This is a genomic window from Streptomyces sp. BBFR25 (assembly GCF_044590125.1).
In the GTDB taxonomy this organism is placed as follows: Bacteria; Actinomycetota; Actinomycetes; order Streptomycetales; family Streptomycetaceae; genus Streptomyces; species Streptomyces canus_D.
The window spans coordinates 8246643-8271964 of the sequence record NZ_CP172447.1 but is presented as its reverse complement, the minus strand read 5'-3'; the positions used below and the strand labels follow the sequence as shown (position 1 = coordinate 8271964).

General features: G+C 72.3%; 20 protein-coding genes. 15 read left to right on the top strand and 5 right to left on the bottom strand.

Annotated features, from left to right (window positions below; translation table 11 throughout):
• The first annotated feature begins 237 nt into the window (after positions 1-237).
• Positions 238-669: a cold-shock protein gene (locus tag ACGH52_RS37115; RefSeq protein WP_121702766.1), complete on the top strand. Its 432-nt coding sequence runs from the start codon at positions 238-240 to the stop codon at positions 667-669.
• A 26-nt stretch (positions 670-695) separates the two neighbouring features.
• On the opposite strand, the gene ACGH52_RS37110 is transcribed toward ACGH52_RS37115, so the two are convergent.
• A complete protein-coding gene (locus ACGH52_RS37110; RefSeq protein WP_399945956.1) occupies positions 696-1259 on the bottom strand; it encodes a hypothetical protein in 564 nt (187 codons plus the stop codon).
• A gap of 275 nt (positions 1260-1534) precedes the next feature.
• Between ACGH52_RS37110 and ACGH52_RS37105 the strand changes: the two genes are divergently transcribed.
• Positions 1535-3430, top strand: a complete 1896-nt coding sequence (locus tag ACGH52_RS37105) for an ABC transporter ATP-binding protein (RefSeq protein WP_399945953.1) — start codon at positions 1535-1537, stop codon at positions 3428-3430.
• Positions 3431-3442: 12 nt separating this feature from the next.
• Here ACGH52_RS37105 and ACGH52_RS37100 read toward each other — a convergent pair whose 3' ends face one another.
• Positions 3443-5038: an MFS transporter gene (locus ACGH52_RS37100; protein ID WP_399945950.1), complete on the bottom strand. Its 1596-nt coding sequence runs from the start codon at positions 5036-5038 to the stop codon at positions 3443-3445.
• A 115-nt stretch (positions 5039-5153) separates the two neighbouring features.
• Here ACGH52_RS37100 and ACGH52_RS37095 point away from each other — a divergent pair, with 115 nt between their 5' ends.
• A complete protein-coding gene (locus ACGH52_RS37095) occupies positions 5154-5747 on the top strand; it encodes a helix-turn-helix domain-containing protein (protein WP_059296455.1) in 594 nt (197 codons plus the stop codon).
• Between the two features lie 11 nt (positions 5748-5758).
• On the opposite strand, the gene ACGH52_RS37090 is transcribed toward ACGH52_RS37095, so the two are convergent.
• Positions 5759-6349, bottom strand: a complete 591-nt coding sequence (locus tag ACGH52_RS37090) for a TetR/AcrR family transcriptional regulator (RefSeq protein WP_059296456.1) — start codon at positions 6347-6349, stop codon at positions 5759-5761.
• Between the two features lie 102 nt (positions 6350-6451).
• On the opposite strand from ACGH52_RS37090, the gene ACGH52_RS37085 reads away from it, so the two are divergent.
• Positions 6452-7141, top strand: a complete 690-nt coding sequence (locus tag ACGH52_RS37085) for a nitroreductase (protein WP_399945945.1) — start codon at positions 6452-6454, stop codon at positions 7139-7141.
• Positions 7142-7203: 62 nt separating this feature from the next.
• Here the strand turns inward: ACGH52_RS37085 and ACGH52_RS37080 are convergent, their stop codons facing one another.
• Positions 7204-7737, bottom strand: a complete 534-nt coding sequence (locus ACGH52_RS37080; protein ID WP_399945942.1) for a hypothetical protein — start codon at positions 7735-7737, stop codon at positions 7204-7206.
• 177 nt (positions 7738-7914) lie between these two features.
• Positions 7915-8328, bottom strand: coding sequence for a Fur family transcriptional regulator (locus ACGH52_RS37075; protein ID WP_059296459.1), 414 nt, complete (start codon positions 8326-8328; stop codon positions 7915-7917).
• A 123-nt stretch (positions 8329-8451) separates the two neighbouring features.
• On the opposite strand from ACGH52_RS37075, the gene ACGH52_RS37070 reads away from it, so the two are divergent.
• The 11 genes from ACGH52_RS37070 (at position 8452) to ACGH52_RS37020 (ending at position 25320) form a co-directional block, all read left to right on the top strand.
• The gene (locus ACGH52_RS37070; protein WP_059297188.1) at positions 8452-9915 is read left to right on the top strand and encodes a catalase; all 1464 of its coding nucleotides are present in this window, start codon (positions 8452-8454) and stop codon (positions 9913-9915) included.
• Positions 9916-10013: 98 nt separating this feature from the next.
• Complete coding sequence (locus ACGH52_RS37065) at positions 10014-10409, top strand: ankyrin repeat domain-containing protein (protein WP_399945937.1); 396 nt, start codon at positions 10014-10016, stop codon at positions 10407-10409.
• Between the two features lie 135 nt (positions 10410-10544).
• Entirely contained in the window at positions 10545-11660 is a 1116-nt protein-coding gene (locus tag ACGH52_RS37060; RefSeq protein ID WP_399945935.1) for a MerR family transcriptional regulator, read from the top strand.
• A 419-nt stretch (positions 11661-12079) separates the two neighbouring features.
• Positions 12080-13558, top strand: coding sequence for a sugar transferase (locus ACGH52_RS37055; protein ID WP_076972460.1), 1479 nt, complete (start codon positions 12080-12082; stop codon positions 13556-13558).
• A 70-nt stretch (positions 13559-13628) separates the two neighbouring features.
• Positions 13629-14954 carry a nucleotide sugar dehydrogenase gene (locus tag ACGH52_RS37050; RefSeq protein ID WP_121703573.1) on the top strand — a complete coding sequence of 442 codons (1326 nt, stop codon included), beginning with the start codon at positions 13629-13631 and terminating at the stop codon, positions 14952-14954.
• Positions 14944-16266: a glycosyltransferase family 4 protein gene (locus ACGH52_RS37045; RefSeq protein WP_399945930.1), complete on the top strand. Its 1323-nt coding sequence runs from the start codon at positions 14944-14946 to the stop codon at positions 16264-16266. The genes ACGH52_RS37050 and ACGH52_RS37045 overlap by 11 nt, the downstream gene beginning before the upstream one ends.
• Positions 16256-17623 (top strand): Wzz/FepE/Etk N-terminal domain-containing protein, encoded by a 1368-nt coding sequence (locus ACGH52_RS37040; RefSeq protein ID WP_399945927.1) that lies wholly within the window; start codon positions 16256-16258, stop codon positions 17621-17623. The genes ACGH52_RS37045 and ACGH52_RS37040 overlap by 11 nt, the downstream gene beginning before the upstream one ends.
• Entirely contained in the window at positions 17620-19149 is a 1530-nt protein-coding gene (locus ACGH52_RS37035; protein WP_399945924.1) for a Wzz/FepE/Etk N-terminal domain-containing protein, read from the top strand. Before ACGH52_RS37040 ends, ACGH52_RS37035 begins: the two co-directional genes overlap by 4 nt.
• A gap of 3 nt (positions 19150-19152) precedes the next feature.
• Complete coding sequence (gene asnB, locus ACGH52_RS37030) at positions 19153-21087, top strand: asparagine synthase (glutamine-hydrolyzing) (protein WP_076972464.1); 1935 nt, start codon at positions 19153-19155, stop codon at positions 21085-21087.
• Between the two features lie 73 nt (positions 21088-21160).
• Complete coding sequence (locus ACGH52_RS37025; protein ID WP_399945921.1) at positions 21161-23356, top strand: bi-domain-containing oxidoreductase; 2196 nt, start codon at positions 21161-21163, stop codon at positions 23354-23356.
• The gene (locus ACGH52_RS37020; protein ID WP_210975204.1) at positions 23353-25320 is read left to right on the top strand and encodes an alginate lyase family protein; all 1968 of its coding nucleotides are present in this window, start codon (positions 23353-23355) and stop codon (positions 25318-25320) included. The genes ACGH52_RS37025 and ACGH52_RS37020 overlap by 4 nt, the downstream gene beginning before the upstream one ends.
• Positions 25321-25322 lie beyond the last annotated feature (2 nt).

Genomic DNA, 25322 nt, shown 5'->3' with positions numbered 1-25322 from the left:
AGGTGTGGAAGCTATTGAATCGTTTCAAATGACTCGAACGCGGGAACGGTAATCCGAGGCGATCATGAGGGTCAAGACATGTCGCGCCGGTAACTTCAGCGGTCGGCGGCGTCGGTACGGTCCTTCACCGGCATGGCGCGTTCGCCATGAACCTGGCCGGATGACACCGGATAGCATGCACACAGTTCCGGGGAAGGGCCCCGGAGACGTGTGGTTTTCAGAGGTTGGGGGGTCCGCATGGTCGCGGGTCGTGTGGTGCGTTTCGACAGTACGCGGGGTTATGGGTTCATCGCGCCGGAGGACGGCGGCGAGGACCTCTTCCTGCACGTGAACGATCTGCTCATCCCCGAGGAGTACGTGCGTGCCGGTCTGGTCGTGGAGTTCGAGGTGGAGAGTGGTGAGCGGGGGCTCAAGGCGTCGGGCATCCGGCTCCCCGCGGGAGAGCGGCACAAGCCCGCGCGCCGCCATCACGAGGCCGCGCCGCCCAGGGCCGTGATGTCCGACGAGAACGGCCAACCGCTGTGCGACGTACTGAGTTCCGACGAGTACCGGCGTGACGTGACGGAACTGCTGCTGACCGCGAGTCCGCAGTTGACCGCGGAGCAGATCCTCACCATCCGCGGCGCGCTCCTGAAGTTCAGCGAGGGCCACGGCTGGATCGAGGACTGACCTCGCCCTCCCCTACCCGCCGCGCCCTACCCGCCGCGCCCTCCCCGCCCCGGCACCGTGCGGGAACGGACGAAGTCGGCGAGCGCCCGGAAGTCGTCGTCGCGCAGGCCGATCCGGGGGTCGACGTGGTGCAGGAGTCCGGGCGCGCGATGGTGAGCGGCCACGTAGGCCCGGTCCGGGTCGCCCTGTTCGTCGTCCACCCATGCGAAGGGGCGGCCGTCGGCGTACTCCACCAGGAGGGCGGTCTTCCAGTGGACTCCGTCGGGGCGGTCCTGGAGCAGGGTGTCTCCGAAGTCGACGAAGGGGAGTTCGGGGAGGCCGATGACCGGGGCGATCCAGCGGTTGGCGTCCGCCATCCATGTGGTGGCCCAGCACAGGTCGTAGTCGAGCCGGAGCAGTTCTGCTCCGTGCCGCGGATCGAGCCAGACCCTCAGGGGGCGGCGGCGCACCAGAGGGGATCGATGTCCGTCGGGAATCCGGTCGTCCGGGGGGACCCTGAGGGTGGTGTAGCCTGCGGGCCGCTTGTGCGGCTTGGCCGCGTAGGGGTTGAGGGGTCCGTCCACGTCGAGGAACAGCAGTGGTCGGCTCACGAACGTTCCCCCTGTCATGCCCGGCCTCCGCACACACCGGCGGATGCGGCTCGCGGCGTTCTCGGCGTCCGGCCGTCGATGTGAGCGCCGTTGTCGGCGATTCGGCCAACCTACCGGCTCCGCACCGCCGTTGTCCCGTACGGGTCCGTGCATCCGCCACGCACGGCAGGCGCCGTACTTCGGGGCCCTGACCGCGACCGAAACACATGTGTTCGATACCTCCGTCCGGTCGTTGAGCTTCACGAGCACGCTCAACGACCGTGAAGGGGGATCCATTGACCTCGACCGCCGCGAACGGACAGCAGCCCTCCACACCACCGCCACCGCCACCGCCACCCGTGGAGATCACTTACAGCGGGCGGTACTCCGTCAATCCGCTCGCCGAGGTCTCCTTCCGGCGGATGTGCGCGCAGATCCCGGCCGTTCTGAGCCGGATCGCGCGGCTGTCGTGGCGGACCGACCGGCGGGCCGTGCAATTGCTGCTCGGTTGCCAGGTGATCACCGGTGTCTCCGCCGCCGTGCTGCTGACCGCCACCGCCCGCGCCATGAAGCCCGTCCTCGGCAACGGTTCCGCCGCGGACCGGCTGCACGGCGCGCTGCCCGCGCTGGCGGTGGTGGCGCTCGCCGCCGCGCTGGGCCGCGGTGCGGCGGCGGTGGCCACCTACGCCGAGCGGCGGATCACGCCCCGGCTGACGACCGAGACGGACAGCGCTCTGGTCGAGGCGGTCTGCCGGGTGGAAGCGTCCGCGTACGCGCAGGAGGGCTTCTCCGACCGGCACGAGGCCGCCGAGATGGGGGTGATCCGCACCCAGGTGATGGTCACCGACGCCCAGCGGTTCCTGTCCGCGCTGATCCGGATGGTCACGGCCGGCGGCGTACTGTCGGCGCTCAATCCGCTGATGCTGCCGCTGCTCCTGCTCGCCGTCCTGCCGGCCGGTGTGGGTGCGGTCCTCACTGCCCGGGTCGACTACGAGGTCCACTACGCCAACATCGCCGACCGCAACGTGCGCGGCATGATGCGCTGGTGGGCGACCACGTCCAAGTACGGCGACGAGGTCCGCGCCAACTCGATGACGGACTACCTCGTCCACTGGTACCGGTCGCTGTCCGACCGGTGCGACCGGCGCACCCTGGCCGCCGCGCCGCGCACCCTGCGGATCGCGGTGCTGTCCGCGTCGGCCGGCGGCGTCTTCCTCCTCGCGACCTGGGGAGCCCTCGCCTGGCTGGCGGTCTCCGGCCGGATCGAACTCGCGGTCGCGGCCACGGCCGTCATCGCCGTGCAGACCACGCTCGCCGCACTCTCCCAAGTCGTCGTCAACGGGGCCGCGGTCTTCCACACCAGCCTGTACCTGAGCGACATGCAGGCCTTCCTCGACGACGCCGCCGCCCGCGTCCCGCGGCGCGGACCCGGCAGGCACCGTGCGCCGACCGAGCGGATCCGGCTGGAGGAGGTCGTCTACCGGTACCCGGGCAAGGACAGGCCCGCCGTCGACGGCGTCTCCCTCACCCTGGAGCGCGGTCAGATCCTCGCGATCGTCGGGGCGAACGGCTCGGGCAAGTCCACCCTGACCCGTCTGCTGACCGGGATCTACCTCCCGGACAAGGGACGGGTCACCTGGAACGGCACGGACCTCGCCGACGTGGACCCCGCGACCGTGTGGGCGCACATCGGTCTGGTGCCGCAGATCTTCGCCCAGTGGCCGATGCCGGTCCGCGAGAACGTCACCCTCGGCCAGCCCCGCGGCCACGACGACACGCCGGTGTGGGAGGCCGTGGAGGCGGTCGGTCTGCGCGAAGCCGTCGACGACCTCCCGGCGGGCCTGGACACCCTGCTCTCCCGCGACGTCTTCGGGGGCACCGAGCTGTCGGGCGGCCAGTGGCAGCGCGTGGCGTGCGCCAGGGCCCTGTACCGCCGCCCGGGGCTGCTGATCCTGGACGAGCCCACGTCCCAGATGGACCCGCGCGGTGAGCACCAGATCTTCGAGCGGATCAAGGGGATCGCCGCCGACCGCATCACCATCGTGGTCACCCATCGCCTGGAGAACACGAAGATCGCGGATCACATCGTCGTCATGGAGCACGGCCGGATCACCGAGCAGGGCGGCTACGACGACCTCGTCCACGCCGGTGGCACCTTCGCCGAACTCCTCGAACTCTCCCGGGACCGCTGACTCGCCCGGTGGTCAGGGGGCGGTGAGGGCCTCGGCGGCCTCCGTTTCGTCCGCGTCCGCGGGGGTCGCCGTCCGCCCGGGTCCGCGGAACGCGATGTAGACGAACAGGACGCCCATGACGGCGACGCCCGCCCACATGGCCTGCTGCCAGCCGTCGACGAAGGACTGCTGGGCGGCGTGCAGCAGGTCCGGGCCGTGCGGACCGGCGCTGCCCGCGGCCTCGACGGCGTTGGCCACGCCCTCCCGGGCGGCGTCCGCGGGACCCTGGGGGATACCGTCCAGCCGTCGGTCGACGGCGCCGCGGTAGCCGTTGACCAGCAACGCGCCGAGCAGGGCGATACCGAGTGCGGTGCCGAACTCGCGGGTGACGTCGTTCAGCGCGGACGCGACGCCCTGCTTCCCGCGCGGCAGCGATCCGGTGATGGCCTCCGTGGACGGCGTCATCGACAGGCCCATGCCGATGCCCATGGCCAGCATGCCGGGCAGGATGGTCAGGTATCCGTCGTCCACGGAGACGAACAGGGCCATGAGCGCGAGGCCGGCACCGGCCAGGGCGATGCCCGCGGCCATGGTCGCGCGGGAACCGACGCGTGCGGCGAGCGCGGGGGCCAGACCGGAGGTCGCCATCATCATGACGGCCATGGGCATCAGCGCCAGCGTGGAGAGCAGGCCGGACCAGCCGAGTACGGCCTGGAAGTACGGGAAGAGGACCACGGCGATGCCCGCCTGGACGCCGAAGACCACCAGGAGGGTGATCGAGCCGCCTGCCAGGCCGCGCTCACGGAACAGGCGCACGTCCAGCAGCGAGGCGTCGCGGCGGTGCAGTTCCCAGGCGACGAAGCCGGCGGCGGCGGTGATGCCGACGGCGAGGCCGGTCAGCGTCACCGGGGCGGTCCAGCCGCGTTCGGGGCCTTCCTGGAGGACGAAGATGAGGCCGGTCACGGCGACGGTGGAGATCAGCGCTCCGGCCGTGTCGAACCGGTGGGCCGGGGTCTCGCGGGAGTTGGGGACCGACCTCAGGGTCAGGGCCAGGGCCACGAGGACCAGGATGACCGGGAGGACGAACAGCAGACGCCAGTCGGCGACGTCGACGAGGAGGGCGGAGAGGAACATGCCCAGGATGCCGCCGCCTCCGGCGACCCCCGTCCACACGCCGATCGCCCTGCCGCGCTGCTCCTCGGGGAAGGTGGAGGTGATGACGGCGAGGGTGACCGGCATGATCATCGCGGCTCCGGCACCGCCGGCCACCCGGGCGGCGAGCATGACCTCGGCCGAGGGGGCCAGTCCCGCGAGGACGCTCGCGGCACCGAAGACTCCCAGCCCGGCGACGAGCATGGGCTTGCGGCCCAGTCGGTCGCCGACGGCGCCGAGCGGGAGCAGCAGCGCGGCCAGGGCGAGCGTGTAGATGTTGATGATCCACAGGACCGTGTTCTGGGAGGCACCGAACTCGACGGCCATGTGGGTCTGCGCGACGTTCAGACCGGACACCGACGCGATCACGGCCATCAGCGCGACGGAGACGGCGGTCAGGATGGTGCGCAGCTGACGCGCGTCGGGGGTGTTCCCGCCGTCGGCCCGGGCGGCCTGTACGGGTGGGCTGGTACGCATGGGTTCCTTTCGCAGGGCATGCCGCCGCCCGACGGGGCGTGGAAAGGGTCGGGAGTGCGGCTCGACTGCGTCCGAAGCTAAGCCCGCCTTGCGCCGAAGGCATACGATGTTGCTCATGACGCAAGAAGATGGAGATCTGGACAGCCTCGTGCGCAAACGGATCCGCGCCCTGCGGGTCGCGCAGGGCTGGTCACTGGAGGAACTGGCCGGACGCGCCAACCTCAGCCAGTCCTCGTTGAGCCGTATCGAGAACGGCCGGCGCCGCCTCGCCCTGGACCAGTTGGTCACGCTCGCCCGCGCCCTGGACACCACGCTGGACCAGCTAGTGGAGACCGCCGACGACGACGTCATCACCAGTCCGATGATCGACAGCGCCCACGGCCTGATGCGCTGGCCGGTGAAGGGCGACCCCGGCATGACCGTGGTGCGTCAGCGCATGACCCAGCCGCCGCCCGAGAATCCGGCGCGCATGCGTGCCCACCCCGGGCGCGAATGGCTCGTGGTCCTGTCCGGTACCGCGGTCCTCATGCTCGGCCACCGCCGTTTCCGCGTCGAGACCCATCAGGCCGCCGAGTTCCCCACGATGCTGCCGCACGCGATCGGCACCGCGGGCGGACCCTGCGAGATCCTGGGCATCTTCGACCGCGACGCCCGCCGCGGTCACCAGCGCGAGGGCGGCGACCGCGACACCCGGGAATCGGGTGAGTGACGGAGGGGGCGTCAGGCCCCGGCGGGCAGGGCGTGCGCGAGGAGGGTCTCCGCCGCGGCCCGTGCGTGTCGGCCGTAGTCGGCCTCCCCCAGCACCATGGCGCGGCTGGCCGCCCCGTCCGCGAGGGTGACCAGTTGCTCGGCGAGTGCGTCGGGCCGCTCGCAGCCCAGCTCCGTCACCAGCGCCGTGACCAGCCGCACCATCCGCAGCTTCTGTTCGCGGGCGTAGGAGTGGACCGTGCTGTCCGGGTCGGGGAACTCGGCCGCGGCATCGATGAACGGGCATCCGCGCACCGGTGTCCCGTCGGGCGCGGGCAGGTCGAACAGCCCGAGGATCCGCTCCAGCGGCGGAACGTCGTCGCGGGTCAGCACGCCTTCGAGCGTGGCGCCCGAGGAGGCGAGGCCCTCCAGGTGCGCGATCACCAGGTCCCCCTTGGTCCGGAAGTGCGCGTAGAGGGTGCGCTTGGACACGGGTGCCGCTTCCGCGATCTGTTCCATACCGGTCGCGTTGATCCCCTGGGTCGCGAAGAGGTGCGCGGCGGCCGTCAGGATGCGTTCCCGCCCGCCGCGCCCACGTGCCGGGGATGTCGTGGTCGCGCTCATGGAGCGAGTATACGGCCGCGTTTACTTCCACCAGGAAAGGGCTGCTAGGGTCCTCGATGTAAACGGTTGCGTTTACCTGAGACAGCCGTCGAGGAGGAATCCATGAGCCTGCCGGTCCCCACCGAACTGAGTGGTGCCGCGGAGAAGCTGATACGCGGTCGGCACGCGACCCGCGCGTTCCGTCCGGACGCCGTGCCCGAAGAGACGATGCGGGCGATCTTCTCGCTGGCGGGCGCCGCGCCGTCCAACTCCAACGCTCAGCCGTGGCGGGTGGAGGTGGCGAGCGGCGCCACGCGGGAGCGGCTGGCGGACGCCCTGCAGACGGCTCACGCCGCGAACCGCACCTCGGTCGACTTCCCGTACTCCGACGACATGTACTCCGAGGTGCAGCAGGCGCGCCGGTCGGCGTTCGGCGCCGGACTGTACGGAGCGCTGGGCATCGCTCCGGACGACCAGGCGTCGCGGGCGGCCTACAACGCAGAAAGCCTGCGCTTCTACGGCGCGCCGCACGCCGCCTTGCTGTTCGTCGCCGGGGACGGCGGGCCCCGGCTGGCCTCGGACGTCGGCGCCTATCTGCAGACCCTCCTCCTGGCCATGACCGCCTACGGCGTGGCGAGCTGCCCGCAGGGGCTGCTGAGCTTCTACGCCGACACGGTCCGCGCCGAACTCGGCGTGGACGAGGGGCGGCTGCTCGTGGGCGTCTCCTTCGGCTACGCCGACGAGACCGCCGCGGTGAACCGGGTCACGGCCGGGCGGGCCCCGCTCGACGAGGTCGCGACCTTCCACGGCTGAGCCGTGGAGCATCCGGCCGCCGGGCACCGGGGCGGCGGCGTGGGCGGGGCCTGCCCGCACTGTCACTCGATCAGCGCGTCCGCGGCGATGATCACCAGGCCGATCAGCATGTCCAGGAGTCCCGCGCGGCAGGAGGACAGCCGGCCGAGCCCTGCGGTGCGGGCCGCGGAGGCACCCAGGGCGAAGAGCAGGACGGTGTTCAGCACCAGGGCCGTGTCGGCGGCCGTGTCCTCCGCCCACCACCCGGCCGCCGCGGCGAGCAGCATCGCCACGGTCGGCAGCACGGCGGCGGCCAGCGGCCACTCGGCGATCACGGCGCGCACCCGGCCCGGTCCGGCCCTCCCGCCACCGGACGCGCGCTGGGCGATGACGTGCGCGTATCCGTGGGCGGCGCCCGACGTCAGCGCCGTGAGCAGGACCCACAGCGCGTCCTGGCCGGGGTTGGCCTCCCCGCCCGGAACGTCCAGCGCGGCCACCAACGCGCTGGCCAGCACCAGACCGTAGGTTCCCTTGAACAGCCACCCCTCCGGCCTGCGCCGCAGCATTCCCCGCGGCGCGGCGGCGTCGGCCGGGCCGTGGCCGGCGCGCTCGGTCATTCAGGACAGCCGGTCGGTGTGTGGGATGGGGTCCGGGAGCCGATGACCGCGATCTTCACGGCGCGCCTCGCTTCTTTCCGGGTCCGTGTGGTCCGGGAACCACTGTGCCGGTATGCGCGCAGGACGGCGCTTCGGACGCCCCGAAGGGATGAGGGCCGGACCGGTCCGCCGGCGGCGTCAGGCGGCGCAGTCCGGGCAGATGCCGCGGTAGGTCACTTCGACCTCCGAGACGGTGAAGCCGAAGGACTGGGAGGCCGGGAGGTCGGAGAGGGGGTCGCCCGTCGGGTGCACGTCGCGGATCGAGCCGCAGCGTGAGCAGAGCAGGTGGTGGTGGGGGCGGTGCGCGTTGGGGTCGTAGCGCTTGGCGCGGCCGTCGGTCGACACCTCCAGGACCTCGCCCCGGTGCACCAGTTCGCGCAGCGTGTTGTAGACCGTCGCCCGGGAGATCTCGGGCAGTCGCTCCGCCGCGCGGGCGTGCACCTCGTCGGCGGTCAGGTGTACGTGGTCTCCGTCGAGGACCTCGGCGACGACGCGCCGCTGCGCGGTCAGGCGCCAGCCGCGTTCACGAAGCCGCCCCAGGAGATCACTCATGCGCAGCACCCTAGCAGGATCGGGCATCGACTCAAGAGTGGATATGGCTCTAGATGGCACCTTGCCTTAGATCCTGTCCAATGTAGGGTAGTGTCCGCGAAGAACCACACCGAGGAGCAAGCCTTGCCTGAGAACAACCAGAAGCCGCTGACCACGGTTGCCGGTGCACCGGTTCCCGACAACCAGAACTCGCTGACGTCCGGCCCGCGCGGTCCGATGCTGCTGCAGGATGTGTGGTTCCTGGAGAAGCTCGCCCACTTCGACCGCGAGGTCATCCCGGAGCGCCGGATGCACGCCAAGGGCTCGGGCGCGTTCGGCACCTTCACGGTGACCCACGACATCACGCGGTACACGAGCGCCAAGATCTTCTCCGAGATCGGCAAGAAGACCCCGCTCTTCACCCGGTTCTCCACGGTCGCCGGTGAGCGCGGCGCCGCCGACGCCGAGCGCGACATCCGCGGCTTCGCCGTGAAGTTCTACACGGAGGAGGGGAACTGGGACCTGGTCGGCAACAACACCCCCGTCTTCTTCTTCCGTGACCCGCTGAAGTTCCCTGACCTCAACCACGCGGTGAAGCGCGACCCGCGCACCAACCTCCGCAACCCCGAGAACAACTGGGACTTCTGGACCAACCTCCCCGAGGCCCTGCACCAGGTCACGATCGTGATGTCGGACCGCGGCATCCCGGCCTCCTACCGGCACATGCACGGCTTCGGCTCGCACACCTACAGCCTGATCAACGCCGAGGGCGAGCGGTTCTGGGTCAAGTTCCACCACCGCACCCAGCAGGGCATCAAGAACCTCACCGACGCCGAGGCCGAGGCCCTGGTCGGCAAGGACCGCGAGTCCCACCAGCGCGACCTCTTCGACGCGATCGAGGACGGCGACTTCCCGAAGTGGAAGCTGTTCATCCAGGTCATGCCGGAGGCCGACGCGGAGAACTACCGCTTCCACCCCTTCGACCTCACCAAGGTCTGGTCGAAGAAGGACTACCCGCTGATCGAGGTCGGCGAGTGGGAGCTCAACCGCAACCCCGACAACTACTTCGCGGACGTCGAGCAGGCCGCCTTCAGCCCGGCCAACGTGGTCCCGGGCATCAGCTTCTCCCCCGACCGGATGCTGCAGGGCCGGCTCTTCTCCTACGGCGACGCCCAGCGCTACCGCCTCGGTGTCAACCACCACCAGATCCCCGTCAACGCCCCGAAGAACCCGGTGAATTCCTACCACCGCGACGGCGGCATGCGCGTCGACGGCAACCAGGGAGCCACCCCGGGCATCGAGCCCAACTCCTACGGGCGCTGGCAGGAGCAGCCGGCCTACCGCGAGCCCAGCCAGGCCGTGGGCGCAGTCGCCGACCGGTTCAACTACCGCGAGGACGACGACAACTACTTCGAGCAGCCCGGCAACCTGTTCCGGCAGATGAGCCCGGAGCAGCAGCAGGTTCTCTTCGAGAACACGGCGCGCGCGATCGACGGCGCCTCGGAGCAGACGATCGAGCGCCACATCGGCAACTGCACCCAGGCCGACCCGGCCTACGGCGCGGGCGTCCGCAAGGCGATCGAGGCCCTGGCCGCCGGCAAGCGCTGACCCGGCCGGTCGGAAGGACGAGCGATACCACGCACCGCGCCGGTGCGGGCACCCCCGAGGGGCCCGCACCGGCGCGGGCGTACCGCCACGGAGACATCATGGACGAGAACAACAGCGGTGGCCTGACTCCCGAGCAGACGGAGCGCGTCGTGGCCATCGCCATGGACCTGGCCCGGGAGGGCGGCACCGAGCAGCTGGTGGAGTTCGTGGCACACGGGCTGCCGGTGGACGTACGCGACCCGGCGGGCAACACCCTCCTCATGCTCGCCGCGTACCACGGCCACGCCGACACCGTGCGGGCCCTGATCCGGCACGGCGCCGACCCGGACCTGCGCAACGACAGGGACCAGTCCCCCCTCGCCGGTGCCCTGTTCAAGGGTGCCGACGACGTGGTGACCGTACTGCTGCGGGCCGGCGCCGACCTGGACTCCGGTACGCCGACCGCACGGGCCGCCGCGGCCATGTTCGGCCGCGACCACCTGCTCGCAACCTGATCAACCCGCGCCCGGCCTCGCTCATCGGCGAGCAGGCGAGCCGACGAGCCGACGAGCCGACGAGCCGACGATGGGCAGCGTGCCGCGAGCGGAGCGCTTGACCCTCACGTGGCGTGATGCCGCATCGTCGGTGACGTGGAGGAGCATCTGACCGTGGGACGCGTGGCCGAGCTGGCCGACGTGAGCGTCCGCACGCTGCATCACTACGACGAGATCGGCCTCGTGCGGCCGTCCACGCGGACCGCGGCCGGTTACCGGGCCTACTCGGCGGACGACGTGGAGCGGCTGCGGGAGGTTCTGGCCTACCGGCGGCTCGGTTTCGGACTGCGCGACATCGCGGACCTGGTCGACGACCCCGCCACCGACGCGGTCGCCCACCTGCACCGGCTGCGCGGCCTGCTGGTGGAACGGCGCGACCGTGCGGCCTCCATGGTGACGGCCATCGACAGGGAACTGGAGGCACGGGCGATGGGGATCAGGACGACGCCGGAGGACCAACTCAAGGTGTTCGGCGCGAAGTTGTACGAGGCGATCGGAAGCGCCTATCCGGCGACGCGGCGTACCGAACCGCGGATCGCCGCGCAGGTGTGGGAGGCGCTCGGGGACGCGCGGACGGTGCTGAACGTGGGCGCCGGCACCGGCTCCTACGAGCCCCCGGACCGCGAGGTGACCGCGGTGGAGCCGTCGGCGGTCATGCGGGCGCAGCGTCCCGCCGGCGCGGCACGCTGTGTGGCCGCGGCCGCGGAGAGCCTGCCGTTCGAGGACGGGTCCTTCGACGCCGCGATGGCCTTCAGCACCGTTCACCACTGGCACGACCCGATCGCCGGGCTGCGGGAGATGCGCCGCGTCGCCCGTCGGGTGGTGGTGTTCACGCACGACGCCAGTGACACCGGCTGGCGGCACCGGTTCTGGCTGACCCGCGACTACCTGCCCGAGGTCGCGGACCTGGTCGCGGACCGGCCCCCGGTGGACCGGCTGGCCCGCGCGATCGGGGCCCGTCTGGAGCCGGTGCTCATCCCCTGGGACTGTGCCGACGGTTTCCTGGAAGCCTACTGGCGCCGGCCGGAGGCGTATCTGGAGGAGCACGTACGCCGCGCGGTCTCCGTGTGGACCAGGGTCGGGCCACAGGCCGAGCGGCGGGCGGTGGCCCGGCTCCGCGAGGACCTCGCCTCGGGGCGCTGGACCGAGCGCAACCGCGACCTCCTGGACCTCGACGCGGCGGAGCTGGGCCTCCGGCTGCTGGTGGCCTGAACCGGCGGTGTGCGAAGCCCCGGCGGAGCCCCCCATCACGGTGGGACTCGACCGCGCGGAGCGCGTGGTGGCGGGAAGGCGCCCACGGGGCTTTCACAGGATGGTTGATCAACTCCCAAAGCGTGAGCACGAATTACACACATCCCCTCTACACGGTGGCCCCGATGGTCTAGATTGACCGTGCTTCAGCTGTTCAGGCACGAGGCGACCGGTAATGATCTTTAGGTCCGGGGCAGGGGGGTCTGCTGCTTTCACTGTGCATGGTTCGTATTGCTGTGGCATAGCCGGAACGTTGTGCGCGGGCAGGCCGGGGGGCCGTCCGTGGGGAGGAACAGCGCGGCACGGGAGGCGGGGGTCTCCCGAGGGGGAGGAACAGTGCTAGGCGACTACGTCGAACCACTGGGGACCTGGGGGGTTCTGTGCGGCAAGGGGGATTGGTCAGCCCGTTTCCGTCTGCGCGCGAGCAGTTGGCGGACGGGGCAACCAGCCGGCTCGCGAGCGACTGGGAGCAGCGGTACCGCCGTACCGTGATCACCAGCGATGCCGTGACCACCGCCCTCGTGGCGGCGGGCATCGGCAATTTCTTCGGGGTCCGGGACGCGGCCAACTGGCACGAGAAATGGGGGATTCTGGCCTTCGGCACCTGGCTGCTGGTGCTGGGCGCGCTCGCGGTGAGCCGGTCGTGGGCGCCCGCCGTGCTCGGCCAGGGCGCCGAGGAGTTCCGGCGGCTCGGACGCTCACTGTTCATGGCGACCGTCGTGCTGGCGCTCGGCGGGATCGCCCTGACCTCGCGCAACATCAAGCTCTGGATCTTCGTCGCCGTCCCGGCGATCGCGATCGTCACCATGATCTCGCGCTACGCGCTGCGCGTCCGGTTGCACCGGCAGCGCAAGGAGGGGCGCTGCCTGAGACCGGTGCTCGCGGCCGGCAGCCCGGACACCGTGCGCGATCTGATCGCCCGGACCCGGAGGTTCCCGCACCTCGGCTGGCGCGTGGACGCGGTCTGCACGACGCTCGGCCCCGGGCCCGAGGATGACCAACTGGACGGAGTGCCGGTCGTCGGCCCACTGGAGCACGTCGCCCACCACGTCCGCCGCGACGGCTACCGGGTGGTCGCGGTCACCCCGGACCCGCACTGGTCACCGCACCGGTTGCAGCGGCTGGCCTGGAACCTGGAGGGCAGCGAGGCCGAGATGATCGTGGCGCCCGTGCTGATGGAGGTGGCCGGCCCGCGGCTGCACGTCGACGCGGTGCTCGGGATCCCGCTGCTGCGGGTCAGCATGCCGACCTTCACCGGGGGCCGCCGGGCCGTCAAGGCCGTGGCCGACCGGCTGGGCGCGGTGATCCTGCTGACGCTGTTCGCACCCCTGATGGTGTTCGTCGCCCTGCTGATCCTGGTGGACAGCCGGGGCGGGGCGTTCTACCGCCAGCGCAGGGTCGGCAAGGGCGGCCGCGAGTTCACCATTCTCAAGTTCCGCACCATGGTCGCCGGGGCCGACCGGGCGCGTGCCGCGCTGGCCGACCGCAACGAGGGCGCGGGCCTGCTGTTCAAGCTCCGCCGGGACCCGCGGGTGACCCGGGTCGGGTCGGTGCTGCGCCGGTACTCGATCGACGAACTGCCGCAGCTGTTCAACGTGCTCACCGGATCGATGTCGCTGGTCGGTCCGCGGCCCCCGCTGCCGGAGGAGTCCGCGGCGTACGGCCCGGACATCCGAAGGCGGCTGCTGGTCAAGCCCGGGCTCACCGGCCTGTGGCAGATCAGCGGACGCAGCGATCTGCCGTGGGAGGAAGCGGTCCGGCTGGACCTTCGGTACGTGGAGGACTGGTCGCTCGCGCTGGACGCGGTGATCTTGTGGAAGACGCTGCGCGCGGTGGTCCACGGGCAGGGGGCGTACTGATGCGCGGGGGCCGTCGGGCCCACGCGCGGATCGCAGGCCGTCGGGGTCTGCCTGGGGGGAGGAACGGGTCATGAGGGTCAGCGTTTTCGGCCTGGGCTATGTGGGCTGCGTGTCGGCCGCGTGCCTGGCCGGCATGGGGCACGAGGTCATCGGGGTGGATGTGAACCAGGTGAAGGTGGACCTGGTCAACGACGGCAAGGCCCCGGTGGTCGAGGAGCGGATCGGTGAACTGATCGCCGAGGTGGTGGCAACCGGAGCGCTGCGCGCCACCGGTGACGTCCGCGAGGCGATCATGGAGAGCGAGATATCCCTGGTCTGCGTGGGCACCCCCTCGGAGCCCAACGGCAGTCTGTGCACGACGTACCTGGAACGGGTCACCGAGGAGATCGGCGCCGCGCTGGCGGACCGTGGTGGCCACAGCGGGCGGCACACCGTGGTGTTCCGCAGCACCATGCTCCCGGGCACCTGCGCGAACCTGCTGGTGCCGATCCTGGAGAAGTACGTCGGCGGCACCGCCGGGGTGGACTTCGGGGTCGCGGTCAACCCGGAGTTCCTGCGCGAGGGCACGAGCGTGCGGGACTTCTTCGACCCGCCCAAGACCGTCATCGGCGAACTCGACCCGGCCAGCGGCGACGCGGTGCTGGGCCTGTACGACAGCCTGCCCGGCGAGGTGTTCCGGGTGCCGGTCGCGACGGCCGAGGCGATCAAGTACGCGGACAACGCCTTCCACGGGCTCAAGATCGGCTTCGCGAACGAGCTGGGCGCGGTGTGCCAGGCGCTCGGGGTGGACTCGCACCAGGTGATGGACGTCTTCCTGGCCGACCGCAAGCTGAACATCAGCCCCGCCTACCTGCGGCCCGGCTTCGCCTTCGGCGGCTCCTGCCTGCCCAAGGACCTGCGCAGCCTGGTCCACGCGGCGCAACGGGCCGACGTGTCGGTGCCCATCCTGGCCCATGTGCTGCCCTCCAACTCCGCGCACCTGGAGCGGGCGGTGGAGCTGGTGGAGCGCGCCGGGAAGCGCCGGGTCGGGCTGTTCGGACTGTCCTTCAAGCCCGGCACCGACGACCTGCGCGAGAGCCCGCTCGTCGAACTGGCGGAGCGGTTGTTCGGCAAGGGCTACGACCTGAAGATCCACGACGCCAACGTGAGCCTGTCCCGACTGCTCGGCGCCAACCGCGAGTACGTCGAGACCCGGCTGCCGCACCTCGCCCAGCTGCTCGCGGACTCCGTCGACGAGGTGCTGGAACACGCCGAGGTGTGCCTCGTAGGGACCAGGGACCCGGCCGTGCTGGCGGCGCTCCCGCACGGCGGGGATCCGCTGCTGATCGACCTCATCCACCTTCCCGACGCCGACACGCGCCGGACCGAACCGGGGTACGTGGGCCTTGCTTGGTGACACGACGTCCGGTGCCACGCCGCTCGGCGGCAGCACCGGCGACCGGCCGGGACGGCGCGCGCTGATCCTGGTGGAGAACCTGTCGGTGCCCTTCGACCGGCGGGTGTGGCAGGAGTGCACGACCCTGCGCGACGCGGGCTGGGAGGTGCACGTCATCTGTCCCCGGGGCACCAAGCGGGACACGGAGCGGGAAGCGGTCGTCGACGGGGTACGCATCCACCGCTACCCGTTGCGCGCGGCGACCGGTGGACCGGCCGGCTACCTGCGGGAGTACGGGGCGGCGCTCTGGCACACCTTCCGGCTGGCCCGCAGGGTCGGCCCGGTCGACGTGGTCCACGCCTGCAACCCGCCAGACCTGCTGTTCCTGCCGGCCCTGTGGCTCAAGCGGCGCGGCGCGCGGTTCGTCTTCGACCAGCACGACCTGATACCCGAGCTGTACCTGTCCCGGTTCGGCCGCGGCAAGGACCTCCTCTACCGCGCCGTGTGCGCCCTGGAACGGCTGACCTACCGGGCCGCGGACATCGTGCTCGCCACGAACGAGAGCTACAAGGACGTCGCGATACGCCGTGGCGGCCGGCGCCCGGACGACGTGTTCGTGGTGCGCAGCGCGCCCGCGACCGACCGCTTCCGACCGGTGCCCGCCGAACCGGACTTGAAGCGGGGCAAGCCCCATCTGCTGTGCTACCTCGGCGTCATGGGGCCCCAGGACGGCGTCGACTACGCCCTGCGGGCCCTCGCGAAACTGCGCGACGAGGTCGGGCGGACCGACTGGCACGCGGTGTTCGTCGGCTCCGGTGACGCCTTCGACGCGATGGTGGAGCTGTCCCGGTCGCTGGGGCTCGGCGAGCAGGTGCAGTTCACCGGGCGCATTTCTGACGCCGACCTGGTGCGCTACCTGTCCACGGCGGACGTGTGCCTCTCCCCCGACCCGCGCAATCCGCTCAACGACGTGTCGACCATGAACAAGGTCCTGGAGTACATGGCGATGGGCCGCCCCATGGTCTCGTTCGACCTCCGGGAGGCGCGCGTCTCCGCCGGGGAGGCCGCCCTCTACGCACCCGCCAACGACGAGGCCGCGTTCGCGAGGCTCGTCGCACGGCTGCTGGACGACCCGGACGAGCGCGCCCGGATGGGCAAGATCGGCCAGGAGCGCGTCAACGGGGAGCTGTCCTGGCGCAACTCGCAGACGGCACTGCTCGCCGCGTACGCCGCCGCCTGCCGCGACCACGCTCCGGTGTCGGCGGGCGGCGCGGGCCGGGCGGGGTCGAAGCCGGGATCAGAGCAGGGAGAAGGCCGCGCCGTTGAGCGATGACACGATACGCCTGGTCACGGTCGGGCGGATTCTCCGTCGGCGGCGGCGGCTGCTCGCCGTCCTCGTCGTGGTGGGCGCACTCGTCGGCTACGGCGTCTCGGTGCTGTTCCCGCCGCGCTACACGGCGTCCGCCTCGGTGCTGCTGCCGGGGCAGTGGGAGGAGCGCGAGCTGGTCACCCAGGTGGAGATCGCGACCAGTTCGTCGGTGGTCGACCGCGCGGGCGAGGCGCTGGGCTGGAGCGGGGTCGGTGACAGCGAGCTGCGCGAACGGGTGAGCGCCGAGACCGCCGACGGGAACGTCATCAAGATCTCCGGGACCGCCGAGTCCCCGGAGCGCGCGCAGCGGCTCTCCGACGAAGTGGCCGAGCAGTTCGTGACGTTCGCGACGCGGATCGCGAGCGGCAGCACCGATCCCGACGAGGCGGCGGGGCCCGAGGCCCTGCGGGAGCAGGTGAAGCGGACCAACCAGCGCATCACCGACCTGGCCAACGCGGCCGATCCGGGGCAGACCGTGGAGAGCGTGCAGACCCGCACCGAGCTGGAGAAGCTGCGCACCTCGCTCCAGGAGGCCATGCAGAAGCTGGAGGAGGCCGACCCGGCGAACAACAGGGCCGGTCTGGTCGTCATGGGACCGGCGCCCCGGCCGACCGGCGAGGCCCCGCCGACCAGGCCGCAGCTCGTCGGCGGCGGCGCACTGCTGTTCTTCGTGCTCGCGGTCGTCGGTCATCTCGCCGCGGCGCGGGTGAACCGGCGGCTGCGTTCCGAACCCGAGGTCGCCGCGGCGCTGCGCTCGGCGCTGCTGGGCACCGTCGACGTACCCGGTGACCGGCGCGCCCACCGGCCGAAGGCACGCGGCGCGCGGGCCCGGCTGCGGCGGCTGCTGGGCACCGACGTCCGCTGGGACCTGCCGGCCCCGCGGTCCTCCGGCGACGAGGCCGGGCGGCGGATCCGCTACCGGCGGGTGTGCGCGCGCCTGCGGGAACGGCTGCCGGCCGCCCGGCGGCTGCTGGTCGTCGTACCGGACGACGACGAGGTCGCCCGGCGGGCCGCGGAGCGGCTCGCCGCCGAGGCCGAGGGCGAACCGCTGCTGCGCGTGGTGGAGGTCTCGGTGTCCCGGCCGATGGTGCCGGACCGCGACACCGAGTCCGGTGTCCTGGTCGTGCTCGGCGCGGGCAGCCGCACCGCGGAGGAACTGACCGGCATCGCCGAGGCGTGCGCGGACGGCGGGCACGAGGTCGTCGGCGTCGTCGTCGCCGACGCGGTCCGGGCCCGTCCGACGGGGTCCTCGGACCGCCCTGGGGAGACCGCCGCCGCGGCGGCTTTGGTGCACGAGAACGCGACGGGAGGTGCCGCATGACGACGAGTACGGCTTCGCAGTCGTCCGCCTCCGCTCCGCTGCTGGACCTGCAGGCACTGGTCGTGGCGGTGCGCAGGCGGCGGCGCCTGTGGGCGTCCCTGGCGTTGCTGGGCCTGCTGGCCGGGGCGGCGGTTGCGGTCCTGCTGCCGCCCTCGCCGGCGGCGGTGACCAAGGTGCTGGTCGCGCACAAGGACGACCAGCCCAACGACACCGGAACGCTGATCCGCACCGATGTCGAGCTGCTGGACACCACGCGGATCGCCGCCGAGGCCCTGCGGGCGCTCGGCTCCCGGGAGGACCCGGAAGACTTCATGCAGGACTACCGGGGCACCGGACTGACCAACAACCTGCTGCGGATCGACGTGACCGGTGACAGCGACGCGGACGCGGTGGCCCGGGCCAAGGCGCTGGCCGAGACGTTCGTCGCGGACCACGTGCGGCGGATGCGGGAGGCCGCCGAGGCCGAGTCCGAGTCCCTGCTGGACCAGCGGGACCGCATGCGCAAGGAGCTGGCCGAGGTCAACAGGTCGATCGGGGACCGCTCACCGGACGACGAGCCGAAGGCGTCGGCGAGCATCGAGTCGCTCTTCGCCCGCCGGGCCGAACTCGACTCGCGGATCGCCGAGTTCGACCAGCGGGCCGCGGAGGCGCTCACCGGCACGCCCGAGGTCGTCGCCGGCACGAAGATCGTGGACGCCCCGCACGCGGTGCGGCACTCCATGCCCAGGGCCGTGGTCACCAACGCCGGGATCGGGCTGGCCCTCGGGCTCGTACTCGGGCTCGCGCTGGCCGCGGTCGGCGCGGTGGTGGCGGACCGCCCCGTGCTGCGCCGGGAGATCGCCGCGAACCTGGGCGCCTCGGTCCTCGCGGAACTGCGCCGCGAGCCGCGCCGGTCGGCCCTCCCGTGGCAGCGCCGGCGTACCCGGGCGGCCCGCGAACGGCTCACCACCACCCTGGCCCGCATCGTGCGCGGCTCCGCGGAGCCGGTGTCGCTGCTGGAACTCGGCTGTGCGCGCGGGACCGGCCTGATCGCCCTGGACGTCGCCGCGGCACTGGAGGCGGACGGGCCCGTGGCCGTCGTCGACGCGCTGCCCGGCACGGACCTCGCGGGCGCGCGCCGCAAGTCCGGTGGCCCCACCGTGCTGAGCGGCGAGCGTGCCGACGCCGAGCCGCACCACGTGCGCCGGCTGGGCGTCGGCTCGGTGGCGCCCGGTACGGCGTGGACCGACCTCCACCACCTCGGCGGCAGGACGGTGCTCGTCGTACGGGCCGGGCACGGCAGCGCCGCCTGGCTGCACACCGTGGCGCGGCAGCTCGCGGACCAGCGCATCGCGGTGATCGGGGTGGTCCTGATCGACCCCGATCCGCGTGACCGGACCGACGGCACCCTGTGGGACGGTCCGCACGCCGCGCCGCGCGGCCACGACGAACGGCCGAAGCGGCACAACGGGACGGGGAGGCTCCGGGCGGAACGGACCCCGATGCCGGCCGCGACGGTCCCGGACAGCGATCAGGAGGCGCGGTAGCACATGTGTGGCATCGCAGGCACGTACCACTGGCCGGACGGCAAGGCCGTCACCGACCGGCTCACCGACGTCCTCGCCCACCGCGGTCCGGACGGGGCGGGCCGCTACAGCCATCCCGCCGGTGACGGCGAGGTGCAGCTCGGGCACCGCCGGCTGGCCATCGTCGACCTGTCCGGGACCGGCGCCCAGCCGATGGTCTCGGACGGGCTCGCCCTGACGTACAACGGCGAGCTGTACAACGCGCCCGAACTCCGCGCCGAGCTGCTCTCCACCGGGGTGCGCTTCCGCGGTACCTCCGACACCGAGGTGGTGCTGGAGGCGTGGCGGCGCTGGGGCACCGACTGCCTGGCCCGGCTGCGCGGCATGTTCGCCTTCGCGGTGTTCGACGAGCGCACCGGTGAACTGGTGCTCGCCCGCGACCAGCTCGGCATCAAGCCGCTGTTCCTGCTCCGGCGCGGCGGTGGTCTGGTGTTCGCCTCCGAGCTGAAGGCGCTCGCCGCCGTGTCCGGCGGGAAGCTGGAGGTGGACCACGCGGCGCTGGTGGCCTCGCTGCTGTACTACTGGGTGCCGGACTCGCGCTGCGCGTTCCGCGAGGCGGAGAAGCTGCCGCCGGGCAGCTGGCTGCGGTGCCGGCCCGACGGCGGGGTGGAGCGCGGCCGGTTCTGGAGCCTGAAGGACGTCGCCGCCGAGGGCCGGGAGCGTGCCCTGAGCGGCGAGCAGCCGGACCTGGCCGCCGTGGTCGAGGAGTCGACCCGTCGCCACCTGCTCTCCGACGTGCCGGTGGCGACGTTCCTCTCGGGCGGGCTGGACTCCAGCTATCTGACCGCGCTGGCGGCCCGCGAGCGGCCCGGGATCTCCGCCTACACGATCGGGTTCCGCGCCGAGGACGCCAGGTTCGAGGCGATGCCCGACGACCTGCGCTACGCCCGGCAGGTGGCCGAGCGCTTCGGCGTGGACCTGCACGAGATAGAGATCGCGCCGGACGTGCTCGACCTGCTGCCGCGGATGACGTACCACCTGGACGAGCCGATCGGCGACCCCGCCGCGATCAACACCTTCCTGATCTGCTCGGCCGCCCGGGAGGCCGGGGTCAAGGTGATGCTGTCGGGGATGGGCGCGGACGAGTTGTTCGCCGGTTACCGCAAGCACCTGGCCAATGTGCTGGCGCTGCGCTACCAGCGCGTCCCGCGGCCGCTGCGGCGCGGGCTGTCCGCGGCCGTGGACCGGCTGCCGGTCGCGACGAGCCGCCGGGGCCTGCGGTCGGTGCGCTTCGCGAAGCGGTTCCTCTCCTTCGCCGATCTGCCGGAGGAGACCGCCTTCCGGCGCAGCTACACGATGTACGACCGTCAGGAGCTGCTCGCCCTGATCGACCCGGATCTGGCGGGGACGGTCGAGGACGTGCTGACCGAGCACGCGGACGTCTACGAGGACAACGACCTCGACGACTTCGTGAACCGGATGTGCCTGGGCGACGCCCGGATGTTCCTGCCGGGCCTGAACCTCGCCTACACGGACCGCTCCAGCATGGCCGCGTCGACCGAGGTGCGGGTGCCGTACGTGGACGTCGAGGTGGTGCGGGCGGCGTTCGCCTTCCCCGGCGACCGCAAGATCGTCGGACGGCAGGGCAAGGCCGTACTGAAGGAGGCGGCCACCTCCGTCCTGCCCCGGGAGATCGTGTACCGGCCCAAGGGCCTGTTCAGCGCCCCGCTGCGGGCCTGGATGAGCCGGGATCTGGCGCCGCTGGTGCGCGAGGTGGTGAACGACGGCGAGCTGGTGCGGTCCGGTTTCCTGCGGCGCGACGCGCTGCGGCGGCTCGTCGCCGAGGACGCCGCCGGGCGGCGGGACTTCTCCAAGCACCTGTGGCACGTGCTGACCCTCGAGTACTGGTACCGCGGCGCGACCTCGGGGGCCGACCAGAACGCTCCATCGACGGTGTAGGGCCTCCCCGGCGCAGACCGGCACACAGGCAACCGGCGCAGAGACAACCGGCACACAGACAAGAGGACTTCGGGTGAAACAGGTCGTGCAGAACTACAAGAGCGGCGAGCTGGCGCTGCTCGACGTGCCGGTGCCGGGCTGCAAGCCGGGCGGTGTGCTGGTGCGGACCGCCAACTCGCTGATCTCCACCGGCACCGAGCTGATGAAGGTGTCCGAGGCCGGCATGTCGATGCTGGGCAAGGCCCGTTCGCGGCCGGACCAGGTGGCCAAGGTCGTGCAGAGCGTGGCCACCAACGGGGTGCCCGCCACCTACCGCAAGGTGATGGGCAAGCTGGACTCCTACACACCGCTCGGCTACTCGCTGTGCGGGGTGGTCGAGCAGGTCGGCGCCGGGATCGACGACGTGAAGGTCGGCGACCTCGTGGCCTGCGCGGGCAACGAGCACGCCCTGCACGCCGAGCTGAACTGGGTTCCGAAGAACCTCTACGCCCCGGTGCCGGACGGTCTCGCGCCGCGGCACGCGGCCTTCGGCACCGTCGGGTCGATCGCGCTCCAGGGGGTCCGTCAGGGCGAGTCGCGGCTCGGCGAGGTGGCCCTGGTCATCGGCCTCGGGCTGATCGGGCAGCTGGTGGTGCAGTTGCTCGCCGCCTCGGGCGTCCGGGTCGTCGGCGCCGACCCCGACCCGGTGCGCTGCGAGCTGGCCGAGCGGCTGGGCGCGGCGGCCTGCGGCGACCCGGCGTCCCCGGCGGTGGAGAGCGCCGTGGCCGAACTCACCGACGGCCACGGGGTGGACCAGGTGTACCTGGCCGCCGGCGGTGGCAGCAATCAGCCCGTCGAGCTGGCCGCGCGGCTGTGCCGGGACCGCGGCAGGGTCGTGGACATCGGCAAGTGCCGCCTGGACCTGCCGTGGAACGCGTACTACGAGAAGGAGCTGGACGTCCGGTTCTCCCGCTCCTACGGACCCGGGCGCTACGACCCGGAGTACGAGATCGAGGGGCGGGACTATCCGATCGGCTATGTGCGCTGGACCGAGCGGCGCAACCTGGCGTGCTTCCTGGATCTCGTCGCCCGGGGCCGTGTCGACGTGGAGCCGCTGATCACCCGCACGGCCGCCTTCGACGACGCGGTGGAGACCTACCAGCGCCTCAAGGACGGCGATCTCAAGGCCGTGGCCGTGCTGTTCCGGTACCCCGAGCAGGTCGCCGAGGACGAGCCGTCGGCCGACGTCCCGGTGATGACCGTGCCCGCGGTGCCCAGCGGTGGCACGTCCGGCGCCCCGGCACGGGCGGCGAGGACGCCGGTGCGGCTCGCGTTCGTCGGCGCGGGGAACTACGCGACGTCGATGCTGCTGCCGCACCTGGCGCAGCGCGACGGTGTCGAGTTGTCGACGGTCGTCACCACGACGGCCCTGTCCGCGGCCAACGCGCAGCGGAAGTTCGGCTTCCGGGAGGCGACCACCGATCTGGACGCCGTCCTCGGGGACGCGTCCGTCGACGCGGTGTTCGTCGTCACCCGGCACAGCTCGCACGCCGAACTGACCCGCAAGGCGCTGCTGGCCGGCAAGGCCGTGTTCGTGGAGAAGCCGTTGGCGCTCACCGAGGACGAGCTGGCCGGCGTGCTCGCGGCGGTGGAGGAGTCCGGCAACGACCGCTTGCAGGTGGGCTTCAACCGCCGGTTCGCTCCGCTGCTCCAGGAGGCCAGGAAGCGGTTCGGGGCCCGCACCGGACCGGCGAGTCTGCGCTACCTGGTCAACGCGGGGCGGCTCGACCACGGCAGCTGGTACCTCCAGCAGGGCACCGAGGGCTCGCGGTTCGCCGGTGAGGGCGGGCACTTCGTCGACACGGCGAGCTGGCTGCTGGGCGCCGACCCGGTCTCGGTGTACGCCCTCGCCCCGTCCGGCAACGAGGACCTCCAGGTGGTGCTCGGCTACCCCGACGGGTCCACGGCCACCATCAGCTACGTCACCACCGGCGCGGCGGGCTTCCCGAAGGAGACGCTCGACCTGGTCGCGGACGGCAAGGTGCTGCAACTCGACGACTTCGTGCGTACGTCGGTCTACGACGGCCGCAAGCGGTGGGTCAGTTCCCGGCTTCCCAAGGCCCGGGACAAGGGCCAGGCGGCCGAACTGGCCGCGTTCGTCCGGGCGGTGCGGAGCGGCGGGCCGATGCCGGTGCCGCTCGGGTCGCTGGTCGCCACCACGACGGCCACCCTGGCCGTGCGGGCCGCCCTGACCGGCGGCGCTGCGGTGACCCTGGCGGAGGCGCGATGACCGTGAACCCGGGGAGCCCGGGCTGGTACCTGCGGCGGCTGTCCCGGATGGGGCCGCGGGAGGTGGGCGGCCGGGTGGGCGACACCGTGCGCAGGCGTCGGTGGCGGTCGGCGCGGCCGGAAGCCCCGGGCGTGACCGGGGCCCGGTTCACCGCGGCCCTGCCCGCCGGAGCGCTCGCGGCGGTGCCGCCGGACGCCGCCAAGCGCCTCGTCGCGGAGGCGGACCGCCTGATGGCCGGGCACGTCGAGTACTTCGGCGTGGTCCGCGACGACCTGGCCGACCCGGACTGGTGGTACGACCCGAAGACCGGGCGCCGGGCACCGGACGGCTACGCCTTCGACGTGCCCTACCGCGACGAGGACGCCGTCGGGGACATCAAGCAGATCTGGGAGCCGTCCCGGCACCAGTACCTCACGGTGCTCGCCGCCGCCTACGCGGTCACCGGGGACGAGCGGTACGCCGAGCGGGTGGCCGAGCACCTGCGGTCGTGGTGGGCGTCCAACGCGCCGCTGCGGGGAGTGCACTGGGTCAGCGGCATCGAGCTGGGGATCCGGCTGCTGTCGTGGGTGTGGATCCGCCGGCTGCTCGACGGCTGGCCGGGCGCGGCCGCCCTCTTCGAGGACAACCCGGCGGCCCTGGAGCAGATCTGGCACCACCAGCGCTGGCTGGCCGCCTTCCCCAGCCGTGGGTCGTCGGCGAACAACCACGTCGTGGCGGAGGCCGCCGGGCAGCTGGCCGCGTCCTGCGCCTTCGGCTGGTTCCCCGACTCGGCCCGGTGGCGGGACGAGGCGCTGCGGTCGCTGGACCGGCACCTGCGCGCCAACACGTACCTCTCCGGCCTCAACCGCGAGCTGGCCACCGAGTACCACGGTCTGGTGCTGGAACTCGGCCTGGCCGCGGTGGCGGAGGCGGACGCCGCCGGTGTGCCGGTTCCCGCGACGGTCCGGCTGGTGCTGCTGCGGATGACCGACGCGCTCGCCGCCGTCGTGGACGACTCGCTGCGTCCGCCGCGCCAGGGGGACGCGGACGACGGACACGGCCTGGTGGTGGACGGCGCGGGCACCGACCGCTGGGCCTCGCTGCTGACCACCGGGGACGCCGTGTTCGGCTCCCTCCCCTGGTGGCCGACGGTGACCGGCACCGATGTGCGCACGCCGTTGCTGGCCGCGCTGATCCGGCCGTACGGCAAGAAGGGGTCCGGTCCGGCCGTGACCCGTCCGGCGCGCAGGCCGGCCCACTTCGCGGACGCGGGGCTCACGGTCCTGCGCGGTCCGGCGGGGATCTGGTGCCGCTGCGACGGCGGTCCGCACGGCTTCCTCTCCATCGCCGCGCACGCCCACGCGGACGCGCTCTCGGTGGAGGTGCGGCACGACGGGGTCGACGTGCTCGCCGACCCGGGGACGTACTGCTACCACGGACAGCCCGGGTGGCGGCGGTACTTCCGCTCCACCCTCGGCCACAACACCCTGGAGCTGGACGGCACCGACCAGTCCGTCTCCGGCGGCCCGTTCCTGTGGACCCGGCACGCCCGCAGCCGCGTGCTGGCCGTGGACACCTCCGACGAGGGCGTGTCCCGCTGGTGCGCCGAGCACGACGGGTACGGGGACTCCGTGCACCGCCGCCGGGTGGAACTGACGGCCGCGAGCCGCGAGCTGCGGGTGGTGGACGAGGTGCGCGGCCCGCGCCGGGACGTGCGCCTCGCGTTCCACCTCGGCCCGGCGGTCACCGCCGACCTGGCCGGGAACCGCGCCGTGCTCACCTGGGCCCGGGACGGCGAGGACCGCTCGGCGGTGCTCGACCTGCCGGGCGAGCTGTCCTGGCGGGCACACCGCGGCGAGACCGACCCGCCGCTGGGCTGGTACTCCCCCGGCTTCGGGCGCAAGGAACCGGCCACCACGCTGGTCGGCACCGGATTCACCGACGGCACGCGCACCTTCACGACCGTACTCGGGTTCCACGACTAGGC